We start from the raw sequence: 26,088 nt of genomic DNA, 5'->3' as shown, positions 1-26,088 counted from the left end.
CAGTGAACTGGTATTACAGGAAAAAGGAAAGGGAGGACCGGCTTAATGGTAATGTCACCAAAGCTGAAGAATAAACTGAGCGCAGCGGTCGTTGGTTTGATTCTTGCCGGGGCTTCCGCGCCCGTGATTCTCGATCAGTTTCTGGATGAGAAAGAGGGTAACAGCACAACAGCGTACAAGGACGGCTCTGGTATATGGACCATTTGCCGTGGCGCCACGATGGTTGATGGTAAGCCGGTAGTTCAGGGCATGAAGCTGTCAGCAGAGAAATGTGCCCAGGTAAACGCCATTGAACGCGATAAAGCGCTGGCGTGGGTTGGGCGAAATATCAAGGTACCACTGACCGAACCACAGAAAGCCGGGATCGCATCTTTTTGTCCGTATAACATCGGTCCCGGAAAATGCTTCCCGTCTACGTTCTATAAGCGCATCAATGCTGGCGACCGTAAAGGAGCCTGTGAAGCGATCCGCTGGTGGATTAAAGACGGTGGCCGCGATTGTCGTCTGACCAAAGGCCAGAAAAATGGCTGCTATGGGCAGGTAGAAAGGCGAGACCAGGAAAGCGCGCTGACGTGCTGGGGGATAGGCCTGTGAGTCGACTATCCACAATTATCTTAGGTGCGGTCATCTGCATCATCGTATCACTTGGCTGGGCTGTTAATCACTATCGCGATAACGCCACCGAATACAAGAAGCAGCGTGATGAGAAAACTCAGGCTCTGAATTTGGCTAACACTACCATTACAGATATGACAACTAGGCAGCGAGAAGTTGCTGCACTGGATGCTAAATACACGAAGGAATTAGCAGATGCGAATGCTGAAAATACTGCTCTGCAGCGCAAGCTTGATAATGGTGGGCGGGTGTACGTCAAAGGCAAGTGTCCAGTGCCAGCCTCAACCGAAACCACCAGCTCCTCCAGCATGGGCAATGATGCCGCCATCGAACTCTCTCCAGTTGCTGGACGAAACGTTCTCGGTATCCGCTCAGGAATCATCAATGACCAGGCAGCATTGAGGACATTACAGGAGTTCATCGCTAATCAGTGCCTTAAGTAGCTATTGCTCGTTTATTAATACGATGAATTGAAATATATTAACCTTCACATACATGTGGAGGTTTCTATGTCTTCTTGGCAGTGCCCATATTGCGGGCATCTTTCAGTTTTCGAAAAAATTCAAAAGAAAGATAACGAATTCGCTATTAGTGCTGACACTAAGTATGGAGCGCTGGTGTTTGAGTCATGGGTTAATGTTTGCCCAAATCCTGAATGCAAAGAGTTCACATATGCCTCGAGGGTTTCATCTGCAGAGCTTGTGGGAGGTTTCTACCACGCAACTAAGGAAATCGAATCTTGGGTAAACAGACCAAATGGACAATACAAACAATTTCCTGACTATGTTCCTGCCCCAATACTTGCAGATTACAAAGAAGCCGTTTTGATTAAAGACCTCTCGCCAAAGGCATCAGCGACACTCTCGCGTCGATGTCTTCAGGGGATGATCAGGAATGTTTGGAATGTCAAACCAGCAAGATTGGTCGATGAGATAAAAGCCATTGAGGGCCAGATAGAATCTGGTATGTGGAAAGCCATTGATGCTATTCGCAATATTGGCAATATTGGTGCTCATATGGAAAATGACATTAACGTGATCGTTGATGTTGATCCAGACGAAGCGGAAATGCTTATCGGTCTACTAGAGCTACTTATTCAAGAATGGTACATAGAAAGGCATGAAAGGCAGCTAAGAGTTGAAGCTATCACTGCCTTGGCCGCAGAAAAAAAAGCAATGAAACAAGCTAGATAATCGGTTTTTGACGATTTTTTTATTGTCATCATCATACTGATTGCAGCAGGCATACGCTGAAAGTCTGTGATAATCATGTTGAAACTGCTATGAAATTACATCAAATTATCTATGCCATACATACCATGTTGATAATAGATAAGGAGTTACTATGTTAGAGGGATATTTCGGAAACGGACCAGCTGAAAAAGATAGAAAACGCTTACTGGCTGTCCAGGCAGCTCTTGAAATTTCCAAAGCAACGGTTGCATCCGCAACTGCGATTGCTGGTGTGAAATCAGGCTACGATTTAGAGCATGTAACGAAAAAAGTTGAAGCATTGGCAGATGCAATACAGGCAGCCCTAGATAAATAATTGCTTTCTTAAGGTAACAATTTCATTGCCATCACAAAGGCCACCTTCGGGTGGCTTTTTTAATGGCTTGAACCATAGGAATAGAACCATGGCAAAACCGGACTGGGGAGCGCTGCAAGACCAGTTCCTCACCGAACATGCCAAATCCGGTCCCCCCCAATGAACTGGTGCGATTAGCTAGGACTGATTAACACATCTGCACGGCCAACTGAATTGTGGACTGGCCCGATACCGGTAGATGATCCTGTTCTAAGCATTATCTAGAGAAAACGATATTCATTCTCATTTACGGGGACCTTTCCGGTGTTCCGGCCTGTTACGGGGCGGCGACCGCGCAGATTCTCGCTATTTATGAAAATTTTCCGTTAGTGGCCGTTTCCAGTTTCTTTCCGCGTACGACAAAAACTTTATTCAACAGACAGGACAATACCGATGCCAGCCCGAGCTAAGCGTCCATGCCGGCACAAAGGATGTGCGGCAATCACCAACGATGCCAGTGGGTATTGTGACCAACACCGACAACAGCATGTTGGTGATGGTTGGAGAAACTATCAGGCAGGTAAGAGCAGACAGGATCGAGGATATGGTCGGCTCTGGGAAATCATACGGGAGCGTGTCCTACAGCGTGATCAATACCTGTGTCAGAACCATCGCCGGCAGAAGATAGCGAAGAAAGCGACCAGCGTTGACCACATCATCCCAAAAGCTCATGGCGGCACTGATGACGATTCCAATCTTGAGTCGTTGTGCTGGGAATGCCACAGAGCGAAGACAGCAAGAGAACATATTCGATGATAATATTCACTGCTGTAATGCATAAGAACTGTTTCTACATTCATGCAGATACCCGGAAGGAATTTTGGGTGTTTTTAAGTAAAACACTGGGATGGGGCAAATTTGAGTTAATTCGCCCCTCTGACGAGTTTAGCCCTACTGGAGGGTTGTTTGAATTAGTCGAAGTGCGTTCGGCAGATTCAGAACCCCCTGAGTCAGTAACTGTAGGGTCAAATGTTTTATGGCGTCTCCCGGAAGCTCTCGGAGTTTTGAAATCAATCCCTTCTTCTGATCTTCAGATATATTTGCGACACGGATTATATCCTCAAGGGCAACAATCGTGTCATTGTGTAACCGAACGGTTTGAACCTTAAGGATTGCACTTAAGCCGCCATCATCAAGAAGAAAATCAATTCCTTTCTCTGTAATGTTGCAGTATGGGGCGTTGAAGATAAAATCAACGCCAGCCATTGTTTCGCTGCGTACGAAAGGTGTAGAAACAAGACTATGCATTTCAAGATATAGCATGCACGCCACAAAGTGATCATAGTTATCAAACTTCTCAATGAGGTCTCGCTCCTGTGCCTTGTTTAAAGAGTTAGGAGCACAATCTATAAGAGCGTTGAGGATCTCAAGTTGTAAGGCTCTATCATATTTTCTAGTTTTATCCATTTCTTAGACTCCATCGTTTATTTATTGAGAATAACTGAAGACACTATGCTGAACATCCTGATGGATGACCAGTATCTGCTTTTGCATGCTTTCTTGCTGTCATCTTCAAGGGGGAGGGGGGGATAAAATCCCTGACCCCTTTCGCGCTTTAGGACTGCCCGCTTCCTCGTATTTTTATACCCGCGAAAAATGAAATTTAACCAGGAGTGTCGCTTATGGCTGGTACGGCGGGGCGTTCCGGGCGTCGCCCTAAGCCAACGGCGCGCAAGGAGCTGGCAGGGAACCCCGGCAAACGAGCCCTGAATAAAGAGGAACCTGTATTCACACCGATTAAAGGTGTGGCACCACCTGACTGGTTTTCTGAGGATGATGGTCTGCCAATGGCTGCCGTCATGTGGGAACTGACCACGAAAGAATTATGTGGACAGGGATTACTGTGTGTTACCGATCTTGCCGTACTTGAGCGCTGGTGTGTTGCATATGAGTTCTGGCGCAGGGCGGTTAAAAATATCGCCAGAGAAGGGCTGACTATCACTGGTGCTATGGGGGGGAAGATAAAAAACCCTGAGCTAACCGCAAAGAAAGAGCAGGAATCGGAGATGAGCTCTACCGGCTCCATGCTTGGCCTTGATCCCAGCAGTCGACAACGCCTAATCGGCCTTGCCGGACAGAAGAAAACCTCTAACCCATTCCTGAAGATGATCAACTCATGAGCCGGAAATCGTACCCCAACGTAAACGCCGCGAATCAATACGCCCGCAACGTTGTGCGGGGGAAAATTCCGGCGTGCCAGTTTGTCATTCAGGCCTGCCAGCGTCATATCGATGACATGGCGGCTGAAAAGAGTAAGAAATTTCGTTACCGCTTCGATAAAGACATGGCAGAAAAGGCCGCGAAATTTATCCAGTTGTTGCCACATACAAAAGGAGAGTGGGCATTCAAGCGGATGCCGATCACTCTGGAGGCATGGCAACTGTTTATTGTGTGCTGCGCCTTTGGCTGGGTCCAGAAAGGGTCGAAGCTTCGACGATTTCGCGAGGTTTACACGGAGATACCGCGTAAAAATGGGAAATCAGCTATTTCGGCAGGTGTGGCGCTGTACTGTTTTACCTGTGATAACGAGTTTGGCGCTGAAGTATATTCCGGGGCCACAACTGAAAAACAGGCGTGGGAAGTATTCAGACCAGCTCGTCTGATGTGTAAGCGCACCCCGCTGCTGGTGGAAGCGTTCGGGATTGAAGTTAATGCGTCCAACCTGAACCGGCCAGAAGATGGCGCGCGTTTTGAGCCGCTGATTGGTAACCCTGGGGACGGCGCTTCGCCGCACTGTGCGATTGTTGACGAGTACCACGAACATCCCACAGATTCGCTCTACACCACTATGCTGACGGGTATGGGGGCGCGGCGACAACCACTAATGTGGGCGATCACGACGGCGGGTTACAACATTGAGGGTCCATGCTACGACAAACGGCGTGAAGTGATTGAGATGCTGAATGGCACAGTACCGAATGAGGAATTGTTCGGCGTGATATACACCGTCGACGAGGGGGATGACTGGACCGATCCTAAAGTGCTGGAAAAAGCTAACCCGAATATGGGCGTGTCGGTCTATCGTGACTTTCTCCTCAGCCAGCAACAGAGAGCTATTAATAACGCCCGTCAGGCTGGTGTATTTAAAACTAAACACCTCAACATCTGGGTTGCAGCCCGTGCTGCTTTCTACAACCTGGTTTCCTGGCAGAACTGTGAGGATAAGACACTTACGCTGGAGCAATTCGAAGGACAGCCATGTGTTCTGTCTTTCGACCTGGCGCGCAAGCTGGATATGAACAGTATGGCGCGGTTGTTCACCAGGGAAATTGACGGCAAGACACATTACTACAGCGTTGCTCCCCGCTTCTGGGTTCCCTACGACGCAGTATTCAGCGTTGAAAAGAACGAAGATCGTCGTACTGCGGAGCGATTTCAGAAATGGGTTGAAATGGGACTGCTTACAGTTACTGATGGCGCTGAAGTTGATTACCGCTACATCCTTGAAGAGGCCAAGGCGGCAAACAAGCTCAACCCAGTCAGTGAGTCACCGATTGACCCGTTCGGCGCGACGGGGCTTTCACATGATCTGGCTGATGAAAGCCTTAATCCGATCACTATTGTTCAGAACTACACCAATATGTCTGATCCGACGAAGGAGCTGGAAGCCGCCATTGAGTCAGGCCGCTTTCATCACGACGGGAACCCGATTATGAGCTGGTGTATCAGCAACGTCGTCGGGAAGTATTTGCCCGGTAATGACGATGTGGTTAAACCCATCAAAGAGCATAACGAAAACAAAATCGATGGCGCGGTTTCGCTAATTATGGCAATCGGACGGGCAATGTTGAATAGCCGGGCGAGTAATTCATCCGTTTACGACGAGGAAGATGTAGCATGCTAATGACGTTTTTAAGTTTTTTTATTGGCCTTGCCGGAGCCGCGTTACTGTCTGCCGGTGCCTGGCTTATTTCACCTGCAGCCGGGCTTATTACTGGCGGTTCAATCTGCCTGCTGTGGTCATTTTTAATCGCGAAATCAATGTCTGCCAGCGTAATTAAATCAGGGGGTGAATAATGTTCATTCCCCAGATGTTTCGGGGTAAATCTCAGTCTGGTGGTAGTTTCTGGCAGGCGATGCTGGGTGGTGTGAGTTCCAGCCAGAGCAAGGCGGGGATCGTTATCACTTCTGAAACCGCAATGGCGTTATCGGCGGTCCGGGCATGTGTAACGCTTCTGGCAGAATCGGTGGCGCAGCTGCCGTGTGAACTTTACAGGCGAGGCGCTAACGGAGGCCGTGAACGGGCGACTGACCACCCTGTATATGATCTGATTCATTCCGAGCCCAACAAAAAAGACACTTCATTTGAATACTTTGAACAGCAGCAGGGCCTGCTTGGCCTGGAGGGAAATTGCTACTCGATCATCGACAGGGACGGGAAAGGTTATCCCCGCGAATTAATCCCGGTTAATCCCCAAAAGGTCATTGTCCTGAAAGGCCCGGATGGGATGCCATATTATGAACTACCCGAAATTGGCGAAACGTTGCCAATGCGCATGATGCATCATGTGAAGGTCTTCTCACTGGATGGCTATATCGGCAGTTCCCCAATCCAGACGAACGCGGATGTTCTTGGGCTAAACCTCGCCGTGGAGGAGCATGCTTCTCAGGTCTTTCGCCGTGGTACAACGATGAGCGGCGTTATTGAACGTCCAAAAGACGCTCCGACGATCAAAAGCCAGGATGCTATCGACCGCCTGCTGGCAAAGTGGACGGACAGATATTCCGGCGTCAGGAACGCATTCTCTGTTGCATTGCTTCAGGAAGGGATGAGCTACAAACAGCTATCTCAGGATAATGAGAAAGCGCAGCTGTTACAGTCCCGTCAATGGGGCGTGGAGGAAGTGTGCCGGCTCTATAAAATCCCGCCCCATATGGTGCAGATGCTGGCGAAAGCCACGAATAACAACATTGAGCACCAGGGGCTGCAGTTTGTGATGTACACGCTGTTGGCCTGGCTGAAGCGCCATGAAGGCGCATTAATGCGCGATCTGCTTTTACCCAGCGAGCGCAGTGATCTGTACATTGAATTCAATGTTTCTGGCCTGCTGCGCGGTGATCAGAAGTCACGCTATGAATCTTATGCATTAGGCCGCCAGTGGGGCTGGTTATCGGTTAACGACATTCGCCGCATGGAGAACCTTCCACCCATCGCCGGAGGGGACAAATACCTGACGCCTCTGAATATGGTCGACAGTAAACAAATCTTACCTGGCGATAACACGCCAACAGCAAAACAACTGGCAGAAATCAACTCTATTCTGTCCAGAAACTGAATATCACCCGCAGTGCGGGCTGACCTGGTAAACATCATGACAAAAAATTTAATTAATCTGCCGCATCTGGCGGCTATGGTCTTTGGTGTTCCACATTACGTGACACGACAGACAATGGATTCTGTAAAAGCTGTGCTGGTTCCCCGTATTCAGGGATTATCAGAAGAGGCTGGAATTCACATGACACAGAATCCTGATAACAATCAGGCGCCAGATTTGGTTCAACCAGCTGGTGGAATGGCTGTTATTCCTGTTCACGGCATTCTGGTTCCACGTCGTGGGCAAATTACTGCAATGTGTTCGGAACTTACCAGCTATGAGCGCATACGTAGCCAGGTGCATGCTGCATTAAATGACCCTTCCATCAGTGAAATTGTGCTGGATATAAATTCTGGTGGTGGTGCGGCGGTTGGATGCAAGGAACTGGCCGATTATATTTTCCAGTCACGTCAAACTAAGCCTATTACTGCAATTGTGAACTACAGCGCCTATTCTGCGGCTTACTTTATCGCTTCGGCCTGCAGCAAAATTGTAGTCAGCCAGACCAGTGGAGTCGGCTCGATTGGAGTGATCATGGAACACCTGGATACTTCCAGGATGGAAGAGCAAATGGGGTTAACATTCACCACGATTTTTCGGGGAGATAACAAAAATAACGGTACACAACATGAGCCACTGAGTGAAGACGCTCGGGGAATGTTCCAGAGGATGATTGACGATATGTACGAGACGTTTATTACCTCTGTAGCGGAATACCGGAAACTTGCCCCTCAGACGGTGATTAACACACAGGCCGGAATCTATTTCGGCGCTGATGCCATTTCTGCTGGTCTTGCTGATGAAGTTTCGGATCCTCAGTCCGCGATTAATGCCATTGCGGCAAAGTACAAACAACCTCAACAAACCACTTCCATAAAGTTGCAGGCAGCCGCGATGGACCTGCAAACCAGAATGTAACCCGGCGCTAACGCGTCATTACCAGAAAGCAGCCAACAGGCTGCTTTTTTTATGCCAAAAAGAGAGAAAAACATGGATCATATTGAAGAATTGCGTCGTGAACGTGCGGGTATTAATCAGAAGGTTCAGGTACTGGCGGCAGTAGAAACTGGTGGCGGTACGCTGACTGCGGAGCAGTTAACCGAATTTGCCAGCCTGCAGCAGCAGTTCACGGATATCAGCGCCAAGATTGAGCGTCTGGAAGCGGCTGAACGTGCTGCAGCGCTTGTCGCCAAACCGGTTAAAGGCACACAGCAGACTCCAGGTATCAGCATTAAGGCTGAGCCAAAGCAATATACCGGCGCAGGCATGACCCGTCTGGTGATGTCGATTGCGGCAGCACAGGGTAACGTTCAGGATGCTGCTAAATTTGCAGCTGAAGAACTGAATGACCAGTCTGTCTCGATGGCCATCAACACTGCCGCCGCGTCAGGCGGTGTTCTTATTCCGCAAAACCTGCACAGCGAGGTGATCGAACTGCTGCGCGATCGCACCATCGTTCGTAAGCTGGGCGCGCGCTCCATTCCGCTGCCGAACGGCAACATGGCGCTGCCGCGTCTGGCAGGTGGTGCGACGGCGAGCTACACCGGGGAAGGCAAGGATGCGAAAACATCAGAAGCGCGCTTCGATGATGTGAAACTCACTGCGAAAACCATGATTGCAATGGTTCCAATCTCAAACCAGCTGATTGGTCGTGCTGGCTACAACGTGGAGCAGCTGGTCCTGCAGGATATTCTGACCGCGATCTCTGTTCGTGAAGATAAAGCCTTTATGCGCGATGACGGTACCGGTGATACGCCTGTCGGTATGAAAACGCGAGCAACTGAGTGGAACCGCCTGCTGCCGTGGGAAGCTGCTGCAGAGGTTAATCTGCAGACGATTGATACCTATCTCGACAGCATCATCCTGATGGCGATGGACGGGAACAGCAACATGATCAGCTGCGGCTGGGGCATGTCGAACCGTACCTACATGAAACTGTTCGGGCTGCGCGACGGTAACGGTAATAAGGTCTACCCGGAAATGGCCCAGGGGATGCTGAAGGGATTTCAGATTCAGCGTACCAGCGCTATCCCGGCAAACCTCGGTGACGCTGGCAAAGAGTCGGAAATTTACTTCGCTGACTTTAATGACGTGGTTATCGGTGAAGACGGCAACATGAAGGTGTCGTTTTCGCAGGAAGCCTCCTATCAGGACGGGGACGGAAATCTGGTTTCCGCGTTCTCCCGTAACCAGTCGTTGATTCGCGTGGTGACGGAGCACGATATCGGCTTCCGTCATCCGGAAGGTCTTGTTCTCGGGACAAAAGTGCTGTTTTAACCGGTCCTGCACTCTGTGCGACCACGGTCGCACAGCGTAAAAGCACGTAATTCCCCAAGCCCGCAGCAGCGGGTTTTTTCTTTTCAGGAGCAAAACGATGACGACGAAAGCGGCAAAAGCAGCGGCAGCGGCGGTTGCAGCCGGTGATGTGAAAAAGCCGGATGAACTGACGCCGGAAAATACAGTGGACGGGGATGACGGTCAGAATACTGCAGCGGGTTCAGGTGATACAGGTGTTGATCTGACCGGAAGTGAAACAAACGGGGCCACGGTCCTGACGGGAGCAGAAGTGATGCGGAAAGCGGTTTTTTTCCTGGGACCCTATCATCGTTATTCACGCGGTGATACGGCCTGTTTTGATACTGAGTACGCAGAAAAACTGGTTGAACGCCATATTGCGGTATGGCCAGAAGATGCGGAAAAGGCGCTGAGTCCCCGCAAGGGAGCCGATGACCATGATACTGACATTGGATGACGTGAAAACCCAGCTCCGTCTGGAGCCGGATTTCACGGAGCATGACGGCATGCTCACTAAAATGGTGGCGGCTGCGCAGAAGAGTATTGAACGTGACTACTACTGCAAACTGGTGGGAAGCGACGACGAACTGCAGGCGCTGCCGGAAGGTGTACGCGGTTTTGTGGCGGATGAAGATATCCAGCTGGCCATGCAGTATCTGGTCGGGGATGCGTATCTGAATGGTTTCACCGGTCAGTGGCTGGAGACGGCTCCGGTCCGGCATCTTCTTTTCCCGTTGCAGGAGAACACCGTATGAGCCTGAAGCCGGAAGAGATGACCTGCCGTCTTTCGATTGGGTATATGCAATCCGGTCGGGGACCGCTGGGTGAACAGCTGCCGGAGCAACTGGTCACGACCGGGAAAGCCTGGGCGAAGCGCGAGCTGGTCTCGGGCAGAAAGATCCGCACACTGGATCAACAACAGGTTGTTGAAACATGTCTTTTTACCACTCATCCGAACCTGAATATTGATATCGACTGGAAAATAACGACGTCTGACCGGGTTTATACCGTTCGTAACGTCGAACGTCTTGCGGACCGCATCATCATCACAGGGGAGGCAGACGCACGTCATGATCGAGCTGGCATTAAAGGCAGCACTTGAACGCCTGACCGGGCTGGATGTTTACCCTCTGCTCCTGCCTGATGAGCTGCAGGAGGGAATTACTTACCAGTGTATCTCCGATCCGGAGCTGTACGCCGGACTGTTGCGCACAGGCTTGATTGCGGGTCGCTTCCAGATAGCGATTTATCTGCTTAATGACTACACCCGCCTGTTACAGCTGGATAAGAAAATCAGCGCGGAATGGACCGCTATCGTGCATGGCCAGCTGGAGGGCTTTCCCGTGCAGAATGTGGTCCGGGGTGGAATACAGCAGAGTAAATCGGTACTGACCAGCGGCAATATTCAGTACCGGCTCGTCCGGGATTTCACCTTTCACTACCGGGATGCCTCACCATGATCACTATGGACGTAAAAGGGCTGGACGAGCTGGAGCGGCAGCTTATCGCACTCGGTGAAAAGGTCGGCACGAAGGTGTTACGTGACGCGGGGCGTGAGGCGCTGAAAGTGGTTGAAGACGACATGAAACAACATGCCGGCTTCGACGATGCATCCTCTGCAGAGCAGCATATGCGTGATTCCATCAAAATTCGCTCATCCACGCGGAAAGGTCGCGGAAATACGGTGGTCACCCTTCGGGTTGGCCCCAGCAAGAAGCATTACATGAAAGCGCTGGCCCAAGAGTTCGGTACGGTGAAACAGGTTGCCGATCCATTCATCCGTCCGGCACTGGATTACAACGTCCGGCAGGTTCTGCGCATTCTGACCGTTGAAATCCGCAATGGTATTCAGAACAGGTAGCAACCGCTGCCCACTATTTAAGAGAGAATCATTATGGCTGATGAAAATAACACGCCAAAATCATCCCCTGAGTACGCAATGCTTCCTGCCGGGACGGTGGTGAAGTTCGGCGAGGTGGGGGCCGCTGTGGCGGCGCTCAAACCCCTGATTAACTGTAAGGCACTGGGCGCGACAGGTCAGACGGGAGGATTTGTCGACTGTACCACCCTGCTGGACAAGAGTAAGCAGTCGGTGTCAGACCTGCCGGAAGGGCCGGAGAAATCGCTGGGATTCATTGACGACCCGGAAAACGAAGATTTCACCGCGTTCCTCAATGCTGCAGAACAGCGTAAGACCGTTCAGTTTTATATTGAGCTGCCGAACAAAAGAACGGCTTCAATGATCCTTGCGCTTTCAGGCTGGCAGATGAACGAAATCACAGCGCCTGCCAGTGAAGTTATCCAGATTACGGTGCAGGGTAAGCAAAACAACATTAAATGGGGGATCGCCGCGCCGGCACCAGATGCCGGAGCGTAATCTGTTTCCCGATATACACCGCCTCCGGGCGGTTTTTTTTCGTCTGAAAAACAGGATACACCATGTCTGAATTTAGCCTCTCCGCACTGAAAAATGCACTGCTCAAAACGAAATCCACGCCTACTGAAACTGAAATTTTAGGCACAAAGGTTTACCTGCGTCGGCTGACGGCGGCTGAGCTTATTGATCATGAAGATGCACTCATCGAGGCGCAGACCTCTGGCAATGCCCGCCTGGCGTCTGAGCTGAGCGTACAGATTGTTATCGACAGCCTGGTTCAGCCTGACGGCTCGCCGATTAAAGCCAAAGACAAACCCACGGCGAAGGAGCTGCTGGCGGCACACGATAACGTTGTGCTTCTGGATGCCATCGACAAAGTGAAAAAGCACGCCATCGGTAAGCTGGAAACCGCCGAAAAAAACTGAGTGACTCGCCCTGGCTGGAGCTGATTTTCTGGCTGGCCGATCGCTGGGGCGAGCCTGACCCGTCAAAAATTGCGGCGCTTCCGGCTGACACGCTTTTCCACTGGCGGGCTTTCTTCCTCAAACAGGGCATTTTCAAAAAGCCTTGCCGGGAAGAGCCTGACAGTAATCCGCCCCCTGTTAAATCCCCCACCGCCGCCGTGAATCCGAGTCTGGATGCGCAGTGTGCGGCAGTTATGAAGGTATTAATGTAATGGGTGACGTTGCCTCTCTTGCCGTTGGGCTGCATCTGAATGCAGCGAACTTTAAATCGCAGCTGATGAGCGCCTACGGCAGCGCTGAGAGTCAGTCACGCCAGTTTAACCGCAATGCCCAGGCTGATGCGAAAAAGACGGAGGATGCCTATAAGCGTGTTTCTGCTTCGGTATCAGGGCTGGCTGGCAGGCTGGCAGGTTTTGCCGGGGCGGGTTTATCGCTGGGCACCATTATTAACACTACGCGGCAGTACAGCCAGTCCCTGTCGGATTTGCAGGCCATCACCGGTGCCACCAGTGCGCAGATGAAACTGTACGATCAGGCAGCGCAGGAAATGGGCCGCACAACGGAATACAGCGCATCGCAGGCTGCCGAGGCCATTAAGCTGATGGCTTCGGCAAAGCCTGAACTGCTGAGTACCTCTGCGGGGCTGACGGCGGCGACCAAAAGCGCGTTAACGCTGGCCCAGGCGGCAGGGACCACGCTTCCGGATGCCACCCGAACGCTGGCGCTGTCGTTAAACCAGTTTGGGGCGGGAGCCAGTGAAGCCGACCGGTATATCAATGTGCTGGCTGCCGGCGCGAAATTTGGTTCGTCGGAGATAGCCGATACTGCTGCTGCTATTAAAAATGGCGGGGTGGCAGCGGCACAGGCTGGCGTAGGTTTTGAAACCCTCAATGCCGCCATACAGGTACTGGCGGAGCGTGAGGTTAAAGGCGGCGAGGCCGGAACCGCGCTGCGTAACGTGATCCTGAATCTGGAGAAGGGAACCGATAAAACCCTGAAGCCTTCTGTTGTCGGGCTGAGTCAGGCACTGGAGAACCTGGCCGGGAAAAACCAGTCAACAAAGCAGGCCGTGAAGCTGTTCGGGGTGGAAAACCTCAGCGCGGCATCCATCCTGGTGCAGAACCGCGAGAAGGTGGAGTCGCTGACCGCCGCCCTGACCGGTACACAGACCGCACATGAGCAGGCCGAAATCAGGGTAAATAACCTCAACGGCGATCTTCTCAGCCTGACTTCGGCTTTTGAAGGTCTGATTATTAAGGTGGGACAGAGCGGAAACGGCCCGCTGCGCAGTGGTGTTCAGACCGTTACCGATGCCATTAATGGCCTGACGGATAATTTTAATACGGTCGCCAACGTTGCGCTGTATACGCTGATTCCTGTTCTGGCGACAAAACTGACGGCAGGTATCAGGGGCAACATCGGTGCCTGGGTGGAGCAGCAGCAGGCAGTCAGGGCCAGCGCGATGGCGCAGGCCGATATGGCGCGAAAAACGCTGGAAAGTACCGCCGCCACGCTGGCACAGAATAACGCAGAATTCGGGCGTTATCGGGAAATGGAGAAAAGTGCCAGACAATTTGGCCTTAACGTCAGTTATCAGAGTGAGTTTAACCGCTTAATCCGGCAGGAAACCGAGCAGACACTGCTCTCCACCCAGGCAAAGAGCCAGCTGAATGCTGCCAATAAACAGCTTTCCGTTTCAGCCCGCGCAGCTTCTGCAGCAGTAGGTATGGCAAGAGGGGCGCTGGCACTTGTTGGCGGTCCGGTGGGAGCGGCGATGCTGGCAGGTTCGGCGTTGCTCTATTTCCATAATCAGGCGAAGAATGCCCGTCAGTCAGCGATTGACCTGAAAAATGCTGTCGTTGAAACGAATGAAGAACTAAAAAAACTGTCGCTTAACCAGCTCAACGTGAAACAGCTGGATATTGATGAACAGTTTGAGAATCAGGTTATTCAGCGAAATAAACTGATTAAGGAAATTCAGGATGCGGACAGCCGTATCGATGGATTGAGCGGCTTCGACCCGTTCGGACAGCTTAAAGGCGTACAGAACGATAAAACCCGCTACAAAGGGGATCTGGATGCCGTTGAACAAGGGTTAAAACTCCTCAAGGAACGGCAAAAAATTGTCAAAGAGGCCATAGAGCAGGCTAAATCAGGGAAAACCGATCCCTCGCCGAAGCCGGATAAACCAAGGAATGAAACAGGGAGCGATAAACCCGATACCCCCTGGACCGGGGAAGGCGGGGATACTGGTAAGGGGCAAAAGGCGAAGGTTAACCATTATGAGCAACTGCGGCGTGAAATCGAAGCGGCGCATGCCTCAAGTCTCGGACGAATCAACCTGCAGGAGCAGGAAAGCGCCAGAAAACTCCTTGAAGCCGCCCGCGCTGACGGGGCCAGCGAGGCTGATATTCAGAAGACGTTGCTACTGAATGCTGAAAATTATCAGAAACAGCGCCTCGAACTGGCAGAACAGTATGCGCCGGCCAGAGCCTCTCTGACAAAAGAGCGCGAAGCGAGCCAGGAGCTGAAGTCGCTCCTGGATGCCCGTCTTCTGGATGAAAAGGAATACCAGACGGCCAGAATCACGCTGGCACAAAGTACAGCCCGCGAACTGTTACAGGCACAGGCAGCGGCAATGTCTGCCCCTCTGATTGATATCGCCGGCACGGTTGATCCGCTGGCAGAACTGCGCAATCAACTGGCCGAGCGTCAGTCTTTGCTGCAGGCTTTTTATCAGAACGATGTTATCAATAAAGAACAGTACGAACTGCTGAAGCAAAAGGCTGACAAGGATTCCGCTGATGCGCAGTACCAGACGGCGGTGGAGCTTTATAAGTCGCAGGGAAACCTGAACAGCCTCGCCATTGGCCTGATGGAAACCACCCAGGAGCGAACCTCCAACATGCTGACCGGGATGCTGAACGGTACACAGACACTCCGGGACGGGATGATTGGGTTATTTTCCTCCCTGACACAGTCGGTGATTAAAAACCTTGTCGATATGGCAGCGCAGGCGCTGATTACTAACACCATTCTGAAATCCATTATGGGTATCGGCGGCAGTCTTTTGGGTGGTGCAGCCACCGCGAGTACCGGCACGGCCATCAGCAGTTTTGGCAGCAGTTTTAGTTTTAATGCGAAGGGCGGTGTTTATGACTCACCTTCATTAAGTGCCTACAGTAACGGCATCTATGACAGCCCGACCCTGTTTGCTTTTGCAAAGGGGGCAGGTGTGTTTGGTGAAGCTGGTCCGGAAGCCATTATGCCCCTTGCTAAAACGCCTGACGGTACGCTGGGCGTCAGGGCGCTGGGTGACCCGGGTTCCTCTGGTGGTGGTATGAATGGGTGGATTACTTATTCACCTGTGTATCACATTGCCATCCAGAATGACGGACAAAACGGGGAGATAGGGCCGCAGGCATCGCAGATGCTGGTCAGAATGATCGATACGCGCGTCATGAGCATCCTGAGAACTCAGGGCCGCGATGGCGGCATGCTGGCGGGAGGATAAGTGAAAACCTTTCATTGGGCACCCAGGGAGGGGATGCCGTCTTCTGTTTCCCCTTCAGTGACAACCATAAAATTTGGGGATGGCTATGAGCAACGTCGCCCGACCGGACTCAACCATCAGTTAATTAACTTCCAGCCTGTTTTCCGGACAACGTCGGACAATTCCCGCACCGCACTTGAAGCGTTTCTGGTCGAGCACGGGGGATATAAAGCCTTTCTGTGGCGACCGCCAAAATACAACCGCACGATTAAAGTTGTCTGCCGGGAATGGTCTGTTACGGACAACGTCACGTATTCTGATTTCAGCTGTAAATTTGAGCAGGTTATTGCTTAAGGATCCTTATGCAGGATATTCCTCAGAACACCCTCAACGAAACCACGAAAACCGAGCAGTCTGCCCGCATTGACTTGTGGGTAATCGACCTGACGGCCTTTGGTGGCCAGCGTTACTACTTTTCAAATGAACTAAACGAGAAGGGAGCGCCGGTCACCTGGCAGGGCAGGAAGTATGACGTTTACCCGATACAGGGAACCGGATTTGATCTGGTAGGGAAAGGGACGTCTTCCCGACCGACGCTGGCGGTGTCGAACCTGTTTGGCATGGTCACGGGACTCGCGGAGGATGTGCAGAGCCTCGTCGGGGCCACGGTGGTAAGGCGCGTGGTATACGCCCGTTTTCTCGATGCGGTGAACTTTACAGGCGGCAATCCGGAGGCTGATCCGGAACAGGAAGTGGTCAGCCGCTGGGTGATTGAACAACTGTCGGAGCTGAAAGCCACCACGGCGACCTTCGTGCTGGCCACACCGACCGAAACGGACGGTAGCGTGTATCCGTCGCGGATCATGCTGGCTGATGTCTGCAACTGGACCTACCGTTCGCAGGAGTGTGGCTATGTCGGGCCACCTGTGGCGGACGAGTTTGATAAACCCACGACAGACCCTGCAAAAGATGCCTGCAGCAAATGCCGTACCGGCTGCGAGCTGCGTAATAACCTGCCGCGCATCGGCTGTTTCCTCTCCATTAACCGTCTTTCCTGATGGATACACCCATGAAAAAAACACTCCTGGCGCATGCTGCAGCATGCGCGCCGGCTGAATCGTGTGGCTGGGTGGTGAACACGCCCGCAGGGGAGCGGTATTTTCCCTGCCAGAATCTTTCCGCTGAACCGACTCTGTATTTCCGCATGGATCCGGCAGATTACCTTCAGGCGCAGGCGGCAGGCGATGTGGTGGCCCTGGTACACAGCCATCCCGATGGCCAGCCGTTTCTCAGCGATGTTGATCGCCGCCTGCAGGTGCAAAGTGGCCTGCCGTGGTGGCTGGTCTGCGATGACCGGATATACAAATTTCGCTGCATGCCATTCCTCACCGGGCGGGCATTTGAGCACGGGGGGACGGACTGTTACACCCTGTTCCGAGATGCGTACCATCTGGCGGGTATTGAGATGCCGGATTTTGCGCGGGGGGAGGACTGGTGGAAGCAGGGCGAGAATCTGTATCTGGATAATCTGGAGGCGACAGGTTTTTATCGGGTGAATGCTGAAGAGGCACAGCCCGGAGACATTCTGATTTGTTGTTTTGGTTCATCAGTTGCCAACCATGCCGCGATTTACTGCGGCGACGGCGAACTGCTGCACCATATTCCTGACCAGCTCAGTAAACGCGAGAGGTATTCTGAAAAATGGCAACGCCGCACACACTCGATATGGCGACACCGGGCATGGCACGACTCTGCCTTCACGGGGATTTACAACGATTTGGCCGCCGCTTCAGCCTCAGTATAAAAACGGGGGCCGAGGCCATTTACGCGCTGGCCATACAGGTTCCGGGCTTCCGGCAGAAAATGAATGATGGCTGGTATCAGATACGCATCGCCGGTCAGGATGTGGATGAAACCAGCGTGTCAGCCCGTCTGCATGAACCGCTGCCGGACGGGGCCATTATTCATATTGTCCCGCGTATGGCAGGGGCAAAATCCGGTGGCCTGTTTCAGGTCGTGCTGGGTGCTGTGGCAATAGGCGCGTCCTTTTTTACGGCAGGCGCTTCAATGGCAGCCTGGGGGGCTGCGTTATCTGCCGGTGGTATTTCGGTATCCTCAGTTCTGTTTTCTATGGGGGCAGCCATGATGCTGGGTGGTGTGGCGCAGATGCTGACGCCGCAGGCAAAAATCCCCTCGTCCCGGCAGACCGATAACGGCAAACAGAACACTTATTTTTCGTCACTGGACAACATGGTGGCGCAGGGGAATGCCCTGCCGGTGTTGTACGGTGAAATGCTGGTCGGCTCCCGCACGATCTCCCAGGAAATAAGCACACGGGATGAGGGCGGCGGCGGGCAGGTGGTGATCATCGGTCGCTGATTTACTGCAGCATATTTATATTAAAACAGAACCGCCTTCGGGCGGTTTTGTCGTTTCAGAGGGAACAGATTATGGGGAAGGGTGGTGGCAGCAGTAAAACGCCGCATGAGGCTCCTGACGACCTGAAATCCAGCCAGATGCTGACCGTTGTTGATGCCATCTGCGAGGGGCCGATTGAAGGTCCGGTGGACGGGCTGAAAAGTGTCAGAATTAACAAAACGCCGGTCCTCGACAGCGACGGTAATGCGATGATTCACGGTGTCACCGTGGTTTACCGCGTGGGGGAGGATGAGCAGACCGCGATGGAGGGATTCGAAGACTCCGGTGCTGAAACCCTGCTGGGTGTGGAGGTGAAGAAGTCAGAGCCGGTGACCCGCACCATTACCGCTAAAACGGTGGACCGTCTGCGTTTTACCTTTGGTGTGCAGTCTCTGGTCAGTACCAGTACCAAAGGCGACCGCAACCCGACCAGCGTACAGATGCTGATCCAGTTTCGCCGGGACGGGCTGTGGCGAACGGAACGGGATATCACCATTACAGGTAAAACAACCACGCAGTTTCTGGCATCTGTGGTGATCGATGATTTGCCGCCCCGGCCGTTTGAAGTCCGCATGCAACGTATCACTGATGACAGTACGACAGACCTGCTGCAGAACAAAACGGTGTGGTCGGGCTATACCGAAATCATTGATGTAAAACAACTCTATCCGAATACCGCCGTTATCGGGGTAAAAGTGGACGCGGAGCAGTTTGGCAGCCAACAGGTCACGCGAAACTATCTCCTGCGCGGGCGCATCGTACAGGTGCCGTCGAATTATGATCCGGTAAAACGGACGTATTCCGGGCTGTGGGACGGGACGTTTAAACCCGCCTGGACAGATAATCCGGCCTGGTGTGTGCTGGATATGCTGACCCACCCGCGCTATGGCATGGGAAGCCGCATCGGTGTTGCCGATGTGGACAAGTGGGCGCTGTATGCCATTGCACAGTACTGCGATCGGCTTGTTCCAGACGGTTTTGGCGGGACAGAGCCGCGTATCACCTGCAATGCGTATCTGACGGACCAGCGTAAAGCGTGGGACGTGCTGGGGGACTTCTGTTCCCTGATGCGCTGCATGCCGGTCTGGAACGGCAATACCCTGACCTTTGTACAGGACCGGCCCGCCGATAAAGTCTGGACCTATACGCAGAGTAATGTGGTGATGCCCGCTGACGGTGCGCCGTTCATCTACATCTTCAGCGCCCTGAAAGAGCGCCATAATGCCGCCGAGGTCCGTTACACCGACCCGAACAACGGCTGGGAAACGTCCACCGAACTGGTGGAAAACGACGCTGCCATCCGGCGCTACGGTCGCAACGTCCTGAAGATGGACGCGTTCGCCTGTACCAGCCGGGGGCAGGCGCACCGCGCCGGACTGTGGGCCATCACCACCGAATTGCTGGAAACGCAGACGGTGGATTTTTCCGTGGGGGCCGAAGGACTGCGACATGTTCCCGGCGATATCATTGAGGTCTGCGACAGTGATTATGCCGGCGTGACCGTGGGCGGACGCGTTCTGTCGGTCGACAGCCTGTCCCGTACGCTCACCCTGGACCGCGAGGTGGAAATACCGCCAGGCGGCAATGTGGTGCTGAACCTGGTGGGCAGCGATGGCCAGCCTGTTACCGTCGCGGTCACTGCACATCCGGCCCCGGACCGCGTGACCGTCAGCCAGTTACCCGATGGCGTGGCGGCGTACAGCGTGTGGGGGCTGAAACTGCCGGACCTGCGCCAGCGCCTGTTTCGCTGCGTGGCCATACGGGAGAATGATGACGGGACGTATGCCATCACCGCCGTGCAGCATGTTCCGGAGAAAGAGAGCATCGTGGACAACGGTGCGAAGTTTGACCCGTTGCCCGGCACAGGTGTCACGAACACACCACCCGCTGTGCAGCATCTCACCACGGAGATTCTGGCAGAGGACGGGCAGTATCAGGCGCGGGCGCGCTGGGACACGCCGCGCGTGGTGAAAGGCGTTAACTTCTTCCTGCGCCTGACGGTGAAAGCGGAAGATAACAGCGACCGCCTGGCCAGCAGCCTGACCCTGACCGAAACGGAGCACACCTTCCGCAACCTGACGCCGGGGCGCTACACCCTGACGGTGCGGGCGGTGAACACCCAGGGCCAGCAGGGTGAGCCTGCCAGCACAGATTTCAGTATCGCCGCGCCGGCTGTACCGTCTTATGTTGAGCTGATTCCCGGCTATTTCCAGATAACCGCCACCCCGCGTCAGGCGGTATATGACCCCACGGTGCAGTATGAATTCTGGTTTACGGATACGCAGATAACCGATATCCGCCAGGTGGAAAGCGATGCGCGTTATCTCGGCACGGCGCTGTACTGGATTGCGGCAAACGCGAGTATCAAACCAGGTAAAGACTATTACTTCTATATCCGTGCCGTGAACCAGGTCGGGAAATCGGCGTTCGTGGAGGCTAAAGGCCAGGCCAGCAACGATGCGGCGGGCTATCTGGACTTCTTCAAAGGGGAAATCACCGAAAGCCACCTCGGCAAAGAACTGCTGGAGAAGGTGGAACTGACAGAAGACAACGCCAGCCGGCTGGATCAGTTTTCGGAAGAGTGGCAGGACGCGAACGGCAAGTGGAATGCCATGTGGGGCGTGAAGATAGAACAGACCGAAGACGGGAAGCACTATGTGGCTGGTCTGGGCCTGAGCATGGAGGATACGGAAGAAGGTAAGCTGAGCCAGTTCCTGGTGGCGGCTGACCGTATCGCGTTTATCAACCCGGCGAACGGCAATGAAACTCCGATGTTTGTGGCGCAGGGCAACCAGATATTTATGAACGAGGTGTTCCTCAAATATCTGACGGCCCCGAGCATCACCAGTGGCGGGAACCCGCCGACCTTTATGCTGACGCCTGACGGCAGGCTGACTGCCCGTAATGCGGATATCAGCGGTAATATCAGCGCGAATTCCGGCACCCTCAATAATGTGACGATAGCGGAAAACTGCACCATTAACGGGACAATGCGGGCAGAGAATATTGTCGGCGATATCGTTAAAGCCGTCGGGCGGGCTTTCCCCGGAAGCGCTAATTACCCGAATGGGACCCTCACGGTTCAGATACAGGATGACCACCATTTTGACAGGCAGATAATCATTCCCCCCATCACCTTTGCAGGAGGAAAGGCAAAATCAGAGACAAGCAACGAGATATGGACAGACTGTGGGCTTGTGGTGAAGCACAACGGCAGAGAGATATACAACGCAGAACCCGCGATTACAGCGAGATCATTCAGCAGGGTTCTTGATATGCCAGCCGGAGGTGGAAATGTGACGCTGAGCTTCACGGTTTCATCCAGGGGGTATGGCGGCGGGGCCTGGGCTGATATCAGCAACCTGCTGGTCATGGTGGTGAAGAAGAACAGCACGGGGATCAGCATTTACTGATACCTGAATCCAGAAACGAGCGCCTGAATGGGCGCTTTTTTATTGCTGAAAACAAGAGGTAATGACATATGTCAGTACAAATTTCTGGCGTATTTAAAGACGGGGCGGGGAAACCGGTACAGGGTTGCACTATTCAGCTGAATGCGAAGAAAACCAGCCCGACCGTTGTTGTGGAGGTGATTTCATCCACTGTTACAGACGCGAACGGCCACTACAGCATTGAGGCTGAACCGGGTTATTACAGTGTGTCACTGATGCGGGAAGGGTTTCCGCCCTCTGTGGCTGGCGACATTTACGTGGCCCCGACTGATGCGCCGGATACCCTGAATGCGTTTCTCGATGCACCAAAAGATGCAGATCTGCGCCCGGGGGTGATGAAACGCTTTGAAGAAATGGTAAACCGTGTAGTGGATTTGAGCGGTGCAACAGAAAAGGATCGGGAACGCGCCGAACAGGCCGCACAGTCAGCGGAACAAAGTAAGGATTCGGCAGCCCTTTCTGCAACGGCTGCAGCAGAGTCACAGAAGCAGGCAGCACGCTCTGCAGATGCTGCTGATGTGTCTGCCCGCTCTGCTGATGATAATGCCCGACAGACCGCGCAGGACGTTCTGGCCTGTGCAGCGGATGCGGACAGTGCGGCAAAGTCTGCACAGACAGCGACGGAGCAGGCCGGACAGGCAAAAATCGCCGCCGATACGGTACAGAAAGCGCAGGAGGAAGCGGGAGTTTCGGCACAGTCAGCAGCAGGAAGTGCCGGAAGTGCTGCTGCAGCAGCACAAACAGCGGGTGAACATGCCGGTAATGCAGCCGCATCTGAAATTTCAGCGCGTGAAAGCGCCCTTACGGCCACGCAGGCGGCAGAACAGGGTGATAACAGCGCGGCAGCTGCAGTGCTAAGTGAACAGCATGCCAGGGAGTACAGCGAAAAGGCTGCTAAATCAGAGGCTGCGGCATCAGCCAGTGCAGAATCGGCATCTTCCAGTGATGCATCAGCCCTGCAGTCAGCCGAAAAGGCTGAGAAACAGAAAAATGCAGCCGCTGAGAGTGTCACCCGTGCAGAACAGGCCAGAGATGAGGCGCTGACTTCCCGGAACGAGGCAGTGGAGGCCGCTGAAACAGCGGCGACAGACGCTGCGGAGAAAGCCGCAGGCAAGGTTTCGGAGCAACTGAAAGCTGCTGTAGCTGATGATACTCAGCGCGCCGAAGCCGCAATGGCTGGCGCTGAAAGCGCGGCAGTAGCCTCACAGGGATACCGTGATGAAGCGAGGGATATTGCTGAAAGTCTGAAGCCAGGAGACGCCAGCACCACGCAGAAAGGGCTTGTGCAGTTAAGCAGCGATGACGACAGCGACAGTGAAGCCTATGCAGCGACACCGAAAGCCGTTAAAAAAGTCAAAGACCTGGCAAACCAGAAGGCCCCACTGGACAGTCCGGATCTGACAGGGACTCCAACTGCCCCCACGCCGCCATTAAGTGTCAGTAACAAACAGATTGCGAATACCGAGTACGTTCAGGCTGCGGTTGCTGCATTAGTTGGCTCATCCCCTGAAGCTCTGGATACGCTGGCTGAGTTAGCGCAGGCATTAGGAAATGATCCTAATTTTGCAACCACGATGCTCAATGCGTTAGCGGGTAAACAGCCGCTAAATGAAATACTGACGTCGCTGTCCGGGCTGTCTACCTCCGGAAGTAAATTGCCATTTTTTAGCAGTAAAAATACGTTGATGTTGACGGATCTGACGACGACCGGGCGTGGGTTGATTGCTAAAAACTCAATAAATGAAATTATCACATACCTTGGTTTGGTAGAAACGATAAATTTAGCAGCTGGCGCGGTGCCTTCAACGCGCAGAGTAAACGAAAAAGCGCTTACAGATGATATTTACATCACCTCACAGGATATTTTTAACGGGCAAGTCTTGATGATTGGTGCAGACCAAAATCTGGACAATTTCCAGACGCCGGGGCTGTATGCTCAGGATATGAATGTTAATACCAGTACGGCACTGAATTACCCGGAGAATAATGCAGGTTCTCTGATGGTACTGAGAAGCGCCGGAGTGACACAGATTTACCGCGTGTACAATTCATCCCGCAGTTATACACGTAGCAAGCATTCAACGCAGGCATGGACTCCCTGGGTACCTGATGATTCTTTTCCGGTCGGCGCACCTATTCCCTGGCCGTCTGATACAACTCCGCAAGGGTATGCTTTAATGCAGGGGCAACCTTTCGATAAAGCAGCCTATCCATTGCTTGCGATTGCGTATCCATCGGGTGTTATCCCGGATATGCGAGGCCAGACGATTAAGGGTAAACCGAACGGTCGTGCGGCACTTTCATATGAACAGGATGGTGTTATATCGCATACCCACGGAGCCAGCGCATCCAGTACGGATTTGGGAACTAAAACCACATCATCGTTTGATTACGGCACTAAGACTTCAAACACTACCGGTGACCATAACCACAACAGAGGTACTATGGAAATTACTGGTACTCTCGGTTACTTCAGAAGTGATAATAGTAGCTTCTATACAGCAAGTGGAACATTTACACTTGGTGGCTCTACAGCGGCTAAAAGTTTTACAGGTTCTAATTTTACTTATGGTGTTCCTGTAAACTTTAACGCTTCCAGAACCTGGTCTGGCGTCACAAACACTACGGGTAACCATGCGCACTCTGTTGCAATTGGCGCTCATGCACACTCCATTGCTATTGGTTCACACGGACACTCCGTCACTGTTAACGCTACTGGTAACGCGGAAAACACTGTCAAAAATATTGCGTTTAACTATATTGTGAGGCTTGCCTGATGACTTTTGAAATGACCGGAGAAAATCGGACTATTACTCTCTACAATCTTCGTGCAGATACAAATGAATATATTGGGAAATGTGAAGGGTTTATCCCTGCTAATACCGGATTACCTGCTTACAGTACCAATATTTCTCCGCCGCCAGCGAAGGCCGGTTTTGTCGCTGTATTTAATCTTAAGTCAGAAAAATGGTCACTGGTTGAGGACCATCGCGGGAAAATTGTCTACGACATTCAAACTGGGAAAGCTACCACGATTGACCAGTTAGGTAAGTTACCTGACGATGTTGTTTCCGTCGCGCCGGAAGGCCATTTTGTTAAGTGGGATGGAGCACAGTGGGTCCACGATACCGATGCGGAAAATAAACATCTTCTGATGCTGGCCGAACAGGAAAAAATAAATCTTCTGGCGGTCGCAACATCCGCTATAGCCCCCTTACAGGATGCTGTTGATCTGGGCATGGCAACGAAGGTTGAAACCGCACTTTTACTGGAGTGGAAGAAATACCGTGTCTTGCTTAACCGGGTAGATACCTCAAATCCAGAATGGCCTACTCAACCGAATATTCAGGCCAGTTAATATCAGGGGCGGAAGACAAATCGATGCGACGTAACTCAGTTCGATAGCTTCGCAACGCCGCCAGTTCTGTTTCCTCGCTGGCTGATATATCGATGTCTTTTGTGCAAGAGGACTAAAGTTAACCGCAGAAGAGTGGGCTCAGGCTGGAAGGTTGATTGCTGCAGGTGAGTCAAGAAAACGTTTGGCTATAATTTATGATGTAGGGGTGTCGACGCTATACAAAAAATTACCTGCGCGGTGTTGAGAAGACGCCACGCGTCGTCGTATGCGAGAACGGGCGGCGGCGAACTGGCGAACGTTCGATAGTGCGAGTATTGAATGATTGCCAGTCACGGCGGATTGTACTTAAGCAATATGATGGTTCAAGGCGTTTAATCTGAAACCAGCCACAATCAGCCTCTTCAAACATTTCCTGAACAGTACAGCTAATCTGTTCCTTCCCATACTTGCTGGCGTCAGTGTTGATCGCCGGCAGTGTCATGAGCGGTTTTACCCGAACACCAGCATCGGGGGAAGAACGCTCCCTCATCATACTCAGCCCCCTTGAATGCTATCATGTTCACGATGTTTGTACATGTAGGGAGACATGTACTTGATTGAAATGGAGACATAAATCTCACTTATATAGTTTTGTACTATAGTATGATGTCAGTTTCTAATGGAAAGTATAAAGAAACAACTATTGTTGCCGATAATCTATTTTAATTGTATGTT

The 26,088-nt window shown here is 52.5% G+C and carries 28 protein-coding genes and 3 pseudogenes; 28 read left to right on the top strand and 3 right to left on the bottom strand.

Translation table 11 applies throughout. From position 1 onward, the window contains the following. Positions 1–45 precede the first annotated feature (45 nt). The 6 genes and pseudogenes from OGW44_RS14795 to OGW44_RS14775 all read left to right on the top strand — a co-directional run bounded on the left by OGW44_RS14795 (position 46) and on the right by OGW44_RS14775 (position 2,958). Positions 46–594 carry a lysozyme gene (locus tag OGW44_RS14795; protein WP_049268778.1) on the top strand — a complete coding sequence of 183 codons (549 nt, stop codon included), beginning with the start codon at positions 46–48 and terminating at the stop codon, positions 592–594. Next, positions 591–1,058 (top strand): lysis protein, encoded by a 468-nt coding sequence (locus OGW44_RS14790; protein WP_049268777.1) that lies wholly within the window; start codon positions 591–593, stop codon positions 1,056–1,058. Before OGW44_RS14795 ends, OGW44_RS14790 begins: the two co-directional genes overlap by 4 nt. A 66-nt stretch (positions 1,059–1,124) precedes the next feature. Further along, the gene (locus OGW44_RS14785) at positions 1,125–1,808 is read left to right on the top strand and encodes a DUF4145 domain-containing protein (protein ID WP_049268776.1); all 684 of its coding nucleotides are present in this window, start codon (positions 1,125–1,127) and stop codon (positions 1,806–1,808) included. Between the two features lie 151 nt (positions 1,809–1,959). After that, entirely contained in the window at positions 1,960–2,163 is a 204-nt protein-coding gene (locus tag OGW44_RS14780; RefSeq protein ID WP_049268775.1) for a hypothetical protein, read from the top strand. Between the two features lie 88 nt (positions 2,164–2,251). Continuing rightward, positions 2,252–2,337: pseudogene (locus OGW44_RS25825) on the top strand (terminase small subunit); the annotation flags it as partial. 258 nt (positions 2,338–2,595) lie between these two features. Continuing rightward, entirely contained in the window at positions 2,596–2,958 is a 363-nt protein-coding gene (locus OGW44_RS14775) for an HNH endonuclease (RefSeq protein WP_075207154.1), read from the top strand. 135 nt (positions 2,959–3,093) lie between these two features. On the opposite strand, the gene OGW44_RS14770 is transcribed toward OGW44_RS14775, so the two are convergent. Further along, positions 3,094–3,609: a hypothetical protein gene (locus tag OGW44_RS14770; RefSeq protein WP_003841965.1), complete on the bottom strand. Its 516-nt coding sequence runs from the start codon at positions 3,607–3,609 to the stop codon at positions 3,094–3,096. 215 nt (positions 3,610–3,824) lie between these two features. Here OGW44_RS14770 and OGW44_RS14765 point away from each other — a divergent pair, with 215 nt between their 5' ends. The 21 genes from OGW44_RS14765 to OGW44_RS14665 all read left to right on the top strand — a co-directional run bounded on the left by OGW44_RS14765 (position 3,825) and on the right by OGW44_RS14665 (position 25,374). Continuing rightward, entirely contained in the window at positions 3,825–4,322 is a 498-nt protein-coding gene (locus OGW44_RS14765) for a phage terminase small subunit P27 family (RefSeq protein ID WP_003832359.1), read from the top strand. Then, complete coding sequence (locus tag OGW44_RS14760) at positions 4,319–6,046, top strand: terminase large subunit (RefSeq protein WP_075847151.1); 1,728 nt, start codon at positions 4,319–4,321, stop codon at positions 6,044–6,046. The genes OGW44_RS14765 and OGW44_RS14760 overlap by 4 nt, the downstream gene beginning before the upstream one ends. Beyond that, positions 6,040–6,219, top strand: a complete 180-nt coding sequence (locus OGW44_RS14755; protein ID WP_003832363.1) for a hypothetical protein — start codon at positions 6,040–6,042, stop codon at positions 6,217–6,219. The genes OGW44_RS14760 and OGW44_RS14755 overlap by 7 nt, the downstream gene beginning before the upstream one ends. Then, complete coding sequence (locus OGW44_RS14750; protein WP_016152732.1) at positions 6,219–7,478, top strand: phage portal protein; 1,260 nt, start codon at positions 6,219–6,221, stop codon at positions 7,476–7,478. Before OGW44_RS14755 ends, OGW44_RS14750 begins: the two co-directional genes overlap by 1 nt. A 36-nt stretch (positions 7,479–7,514) precedes the next feature. After that, the gene (locus OGW44_RS14745) at positions 7,515–8,435 is read left to right on the top strand and encodes a S49 family peptidase (RefSeq protein WP_075847153.1); all 921 of its coding nucleotides are present in this window, start codon (positions 7,515–7,517) and stop codon (positions 8,433–8,435) included. A 72-nt stretch (positions 8,436–8,507) separates the two neighbouring features. After that, the gene (locus OGW44_RS14740) at positions 8,508–9,794 is read left to right on the top strand and encodes a phage major capsid protein (protein WP_016152734.1); all 1,287 of its coding nucleotides are present in this window, start codon (positions 8,508–8,510) and stop codon (positions 9,792–9,794) included. 97 nt (positions 9,795–9,891) lie between these two features. Next, positions 9,892–10,269 carry a hypothetical protein gene (locus tag OGW44_RS14735; protein WP_016152735.1) on the top strand — a complete coding sequence of 126 codons (378 nt, stop codon included), beginning with the start codon at positions 9,892–9,894 and terminating at the stop codon, positions 10,267–10,269. Continuing rightward, on the top strand, positions 10,250–10,567 hold the full coding sequence (locus tag OGW44_RS14730) for a head-tail connector protein (protein ID WP_016152736.1): 318 nt from the start codon (positions 10,250–10,252) through the stop codon (positions 10,565–10,567). The genes OGW44_RS14735 and OGW44_RS14730 overlap by 20 nt, the downstream gene beginning before the upstream one ends. Then, positions 10,564–10,914: a phage head closure protein gene (locus tag OGW44_RS14725; RefSeq protein ID WP_016152737.1), complete on the top strand. Its 351-nt coding sequence runs from the start codon at positions 10,564–10,566 to the stop codon at positions 10,912–10,914. Before OGW44_RS14730 ends, OGW44_RS14725 begins: the two co-directional genes overlap by 4 nt. Further along, a complete protein-coding gene (locus OGW44_RS14720; protein ID WP_016152738.1) occupies positions 10,883–11,272 on the top strand; it encodes a hypothetical protein in 390 nt (129 codons plus the stop codon). The genes OGW44_RS14725 and OGW44_RS14720 overlap by 32 nt, the downstream gene beginning before the upstream one ends. Next, entirely contained in the window at positions 11,269–11,673 is a 405-nt protein-coding gene (locus OGW44_RS14715) for an HK97-gp10 family putative phage morphogenesis protein (protein WP_016152739.1), read from the top strand. Before OGW44_RS14720 ends, OGW44_RS14715 begins: the two co-directional genes overlap by 4 nt. A gap of 33 nt (positions 11,674–11,706) precedes the next feature. Beyond that, on the top strand, positions 11,707–12,189 hold the full coding sequence (locus tag OGW44_RS14710; protein WP_003832379.1) for a hypothetical protein: 483 nt from the start codon (positions 11,707–11,709) through the stop codon (positions 12,187–12,189). A gap of 62 nt (positions 12,190–12,251) precedes the next feature. After that, the gene (locus OGW44_RS14705) at positions 12,252–12,614 is read left to right on the top strand and encodes a phage tail protein (RefSeq protein WP_075847155.1); all 363 of its coding nucleotides are present in this window, start codon (positions 12,252–12,254) and stop codon (positions 12,612–12,614) included. Between the two features lie 250 nt (positions 12,615–12,864). Continuing rightward, positions 12,865–16,167, top strand: a complete 3,303-nt coding sequence (locus OGW44_RS14700) for a phage tail tape measure protein (RefSeq protein ID WP_137366890.1) — start codon at positions 12,865–12,867, stop codon at positions 16,165–16,167. Then, positions 16,168–16,500 carry a phage tail protein gene (locus OGW44_RS14695; RefSeq protein WP_053090390.1) on the top strand — a complete coding sequence of 111 codons (333 nt, stop codon included), beginning with the start codon at positions 16,168–16,170 and terminating at the stop codon, positions 16,498–16,500. Between the two features lie 8 nt (positions 16,501–16,508). After that, entirely contained in the window at positions 16,509–17,204 is a 696-nt protein-coding gene (locus tag OGW44_RS14690; RefSeq protein WP_075847157.1) for a phage minor tail protein L, read from the top strand. An 11-nt stretch (positions 17,205–17,215) separates the two neighbouring features. Beyond that, positions 17,216–17,950, top strand: a complete 735-nt coding sequence (locus OGW44_RS14685; protein ID WP_075847159.1) for a C40 family peptidase — start codon at positions 17,216–17,218, stop codon at positions 17,948–17,950. Beyond that, entirely contained in the window at positions 17,848–18,525 is a 678-nt protein-coding gene (locus tag OGW44_RS14680; RefSeq protein ID WP_049268765.1) for a tail assembly protein, read from the top strand. Before OGW44_RS14685 ends, OGW44_RS14680 begins: the two co-directional genes overlap by 103 nt. A gap of 71 nt (positions 18,526–18,596) precedes the next feature. After that, entirely contained in the window at positions 18,597–21,977 is a 3,381-nt protein-coding gene (gene gpJ / locus OGW44_RS14675; protein WP_075847161.1) for a phage attachment tail tip protein J, read from the top strand. Between the two features lie 68 nt (positions 21,978–22,045). After that, positions 22,046–24,793 (top strand): prophage tail fiber N-terminal domain-containing protein, encoded by a 2,748-nt coding sequence (locus OGW44_RS14670; protein WP_075847163.1) that lies wholly within the window; start codon positions 22,046–22,048, stop codon positions 24,791–24,793. Next, positions 24,793–25,374, top strand: a complete 582-nt coding sequence (locus OGW44_RS14665) for a tail fiber assembly protein (RefSeq protein WP_075847165.1) — start codon at positions 24,793–24,795, stop codon at positions 25,372–25,374. The genes OGW44_RS14670 and OGW44_RS14665 overlap by 1 nt, the downstream gene beginning before the upstream one ends. Here the strand turns inward: OGW44_RS14665 and OGW44_RS14660 are convergent. Then, positions 25,346–25,429: a tail fiber assembly protein gene (locus OGW44_RS14660; RefSeq protein ID WP_306299935.1), complete on the bottom strand. Its 84-nt coding sequence runs from the start codon at positions 25,427–25,429 to the stop codon at positions 25,346–25,348. The two genes, OGW44_RS14665 and OGW44_RS14660, sit on opposite strands and share 29 nt — an antisense overlap. Before the next feature lie 60 nt (positions 25,430–25,489). Here OGW44_RS14660 and OGW44_RS14655 point away from each other — a divergent pair. Beyond that, positions 25,490–25,618: pseudogene (locus OGW44_RS14655) on the top strand (helix-turn-helix domain-containing protein); the annotation flags it as partial. A gap of 127 nt (positions 25,619–25,745) precedes the next feature. On the opposite strand, the pseudogene OGW44_RS14650 reads toward OGW44_RS14655, so the two are convergent. Beyond that, positions 25,746–25,888, bottom strand: a pseudogene (locus tag OGW44_RS14650) (DinI-like family protein); the annotation flags it as partial. Positions 25,889–26,088 lie beyond the last annotated feature (200 nt).

The sequence above is a fragment of the Citrobacter sp. Cb023 genome (genome assembly GCF_030336805.1).
GTDB lineage: Bacteria > Pseudomonadota > Gammaproteobacteria > Enterobacterales > Enterobacteriaceae > Citrobacter > Citrobacter braakii.
The sequence above is the reverse complement of the archived record's forward strand: the minus strand, read 5'-3'. Positions and strand labels throughout refer to the sequence as shown.

Coding starts and splice junctions, on each gene's coding strand:
- OGW44_RS14700 (WP_137366890.1), top strand. CDS start 12,865: ATGGGTGACGTTGCCTCTCTTGCCGTTGGGCTGCATCTGAATGCAGCG.
- OGW44_RS14710 (WP_003832379.1), top strand. CDS start 11,707: ATGGCTGATGAAAATAACACGCCAAAATCATCCCCTGAGTACGCAATG.
- OGW44_RS14770 (WP_003841965.1), bottom strand. CDS start 3,609: ATGGATAAAACTAGAAAATATGATAGAGCCTTACAACTTGAGATCCTC.
- OGW44_RS14720 (WP_016152738.1), top strand. CDS start 10,883: ATGATCGAGCTGGCATTAAAGGCAGCACTTGAACGCCTGACCGGGCTG.
- OGW44_RS14785 (WP_049268776.1), top strand. CDS start 1,125: ATGTCTTCTTGGCAGTGCCCATATTGCGGGCATCTTTCAGTTTTCGAA.
- OGW44_RS14740 (WP_016152734.1), top strand. CDS start 8,508: ATGGATCATATTGAAGAATTGCGTCGTGAACGTGCGGGTATTAATCAG.
- OGW44_RS14795 (WP_049268778.1), top strand. CDS start 46: ATGGTAATGTCACCAAAGCTGAAGAATAAACTGAGCGCAGCGGTCGTT.
- gpJ (WP_075847161.1), top strand. CDS start 18,597: ATGGGGAAGGGTGGTGGCAGCAGTAAAACGCCGCATGAGGCTCCTGAC.
- OGW44_RS14705 (WP_075847155.1), top strand. CDS start 12,252: ATGTCTGAATTTAGCCTCTCCGCACTGAAAAATGCACTGCTCAAAACG.
- OGW44_RS14730 (WP_016152736.1), top strand. CDS start 10,250: ATGATACTGACATTGGATGACGTGAAAACCCAGCTCCGTCTGGAGCCG.
- OGW44_RS14755 (WP_003832363.1), top strand. CDS start 6,040: ATGCTAATGACGTTTTTAAGTTTTTTTATTGGCCTTGCCGGAGCCGCG.
- OGW44_RS14670 (WP_075847163.1), top strand. CDS start 22,046: ATGTCAGTACAAATTTCTGGCGTATTTAAAGACGGGGCGGGGAAACCG.
- OGW44_RS14735 (WP_016152735.1), top strand. CDS start 9,892: ATGACGACGAAAGCGGCAAAAGCAGCGGCAGCGGCGGTTGCAGCCGGT.
- OGW44_RS14665 (WP_075847165.1), top strand. CDS start 24,793: ATGACTTTTGAAATGACCGGAGAAAATCGGACTATTACTCTCTACAAT.
- OGW44_RS14725 (WP_016152737.1), top strand. CDS start 10,564: ATGAGCCTGAAGCCGGAAGAGATGACCTGCCGTCTTTCGATTGGGTAT.
- OGW44_RS14685 (WP_075847159.1), top strand. CDS start 17,216: ATGAAAAAAACACTCCTGGCGCATGCTGCAGCATGCGCGCCGGCTGAA.
- OGW44_RS14775 (WP_075207154.1), top strand. CDS start 2,596: ATGCCAGCCCGAGCTAAGCGTCCATGCCGGCACAAAGGATGTGCGGCA.
- OGW44_RS14715 (WP_016152739.1), top strand. CDS start 11,269: ATGATCACTATGGACGTAAAAGGGCTGGACGAGCTGGAGCGGCAGCTT.
- OGW44_RS14780 (WP_049268775.1), top strand. CDS start 1,960: ATGTTAGAGGGATATTTCGGAAACGGACCAGCTGAAAAAGATAGAAAA.
- OGW44_RS14690 (WP_075847157.1), top strand. CDS start 16,509: ATGCAGGATATTCCTCAGAACACCCTCAACGAAACCACGAAAACCGAG.
- OGW44_RS14745 (WP_075847153.1), top strand. CDS start 7,515: ATGACAAAAAATTTAATTAATCTGCCGCATCTGGCGGCTATGGTCTTT.
- OGW44_RS14680 (WP_049268765.1), top strand. CDS start 17,848: ATGGCAACGCCGCACACACTCGATATGGCGACACCGGGCATGGCACGA.
- OGW44_RS14765 (WP_003832359.1), top strand. CDS start 3,825: ATGGCTGGTACGGCGGGGCGTTCCGGGCGTCGCCCTAAGCCAACGGCG.
- OGW44_RS14760 (WP_075847151.1), top strand. CDS start 4,319: ATGAGCCGGAAATCGTACCCCAACGTAAACGCCGCGAATCAATACGCC.
- OGW44_RS14750 (WP_016152732.1), top strand. CDS start 6,219: ATGTTCATTCCCCAGATGTTTCGGGGTAAATCTCAGTCTGGTGGTAGT.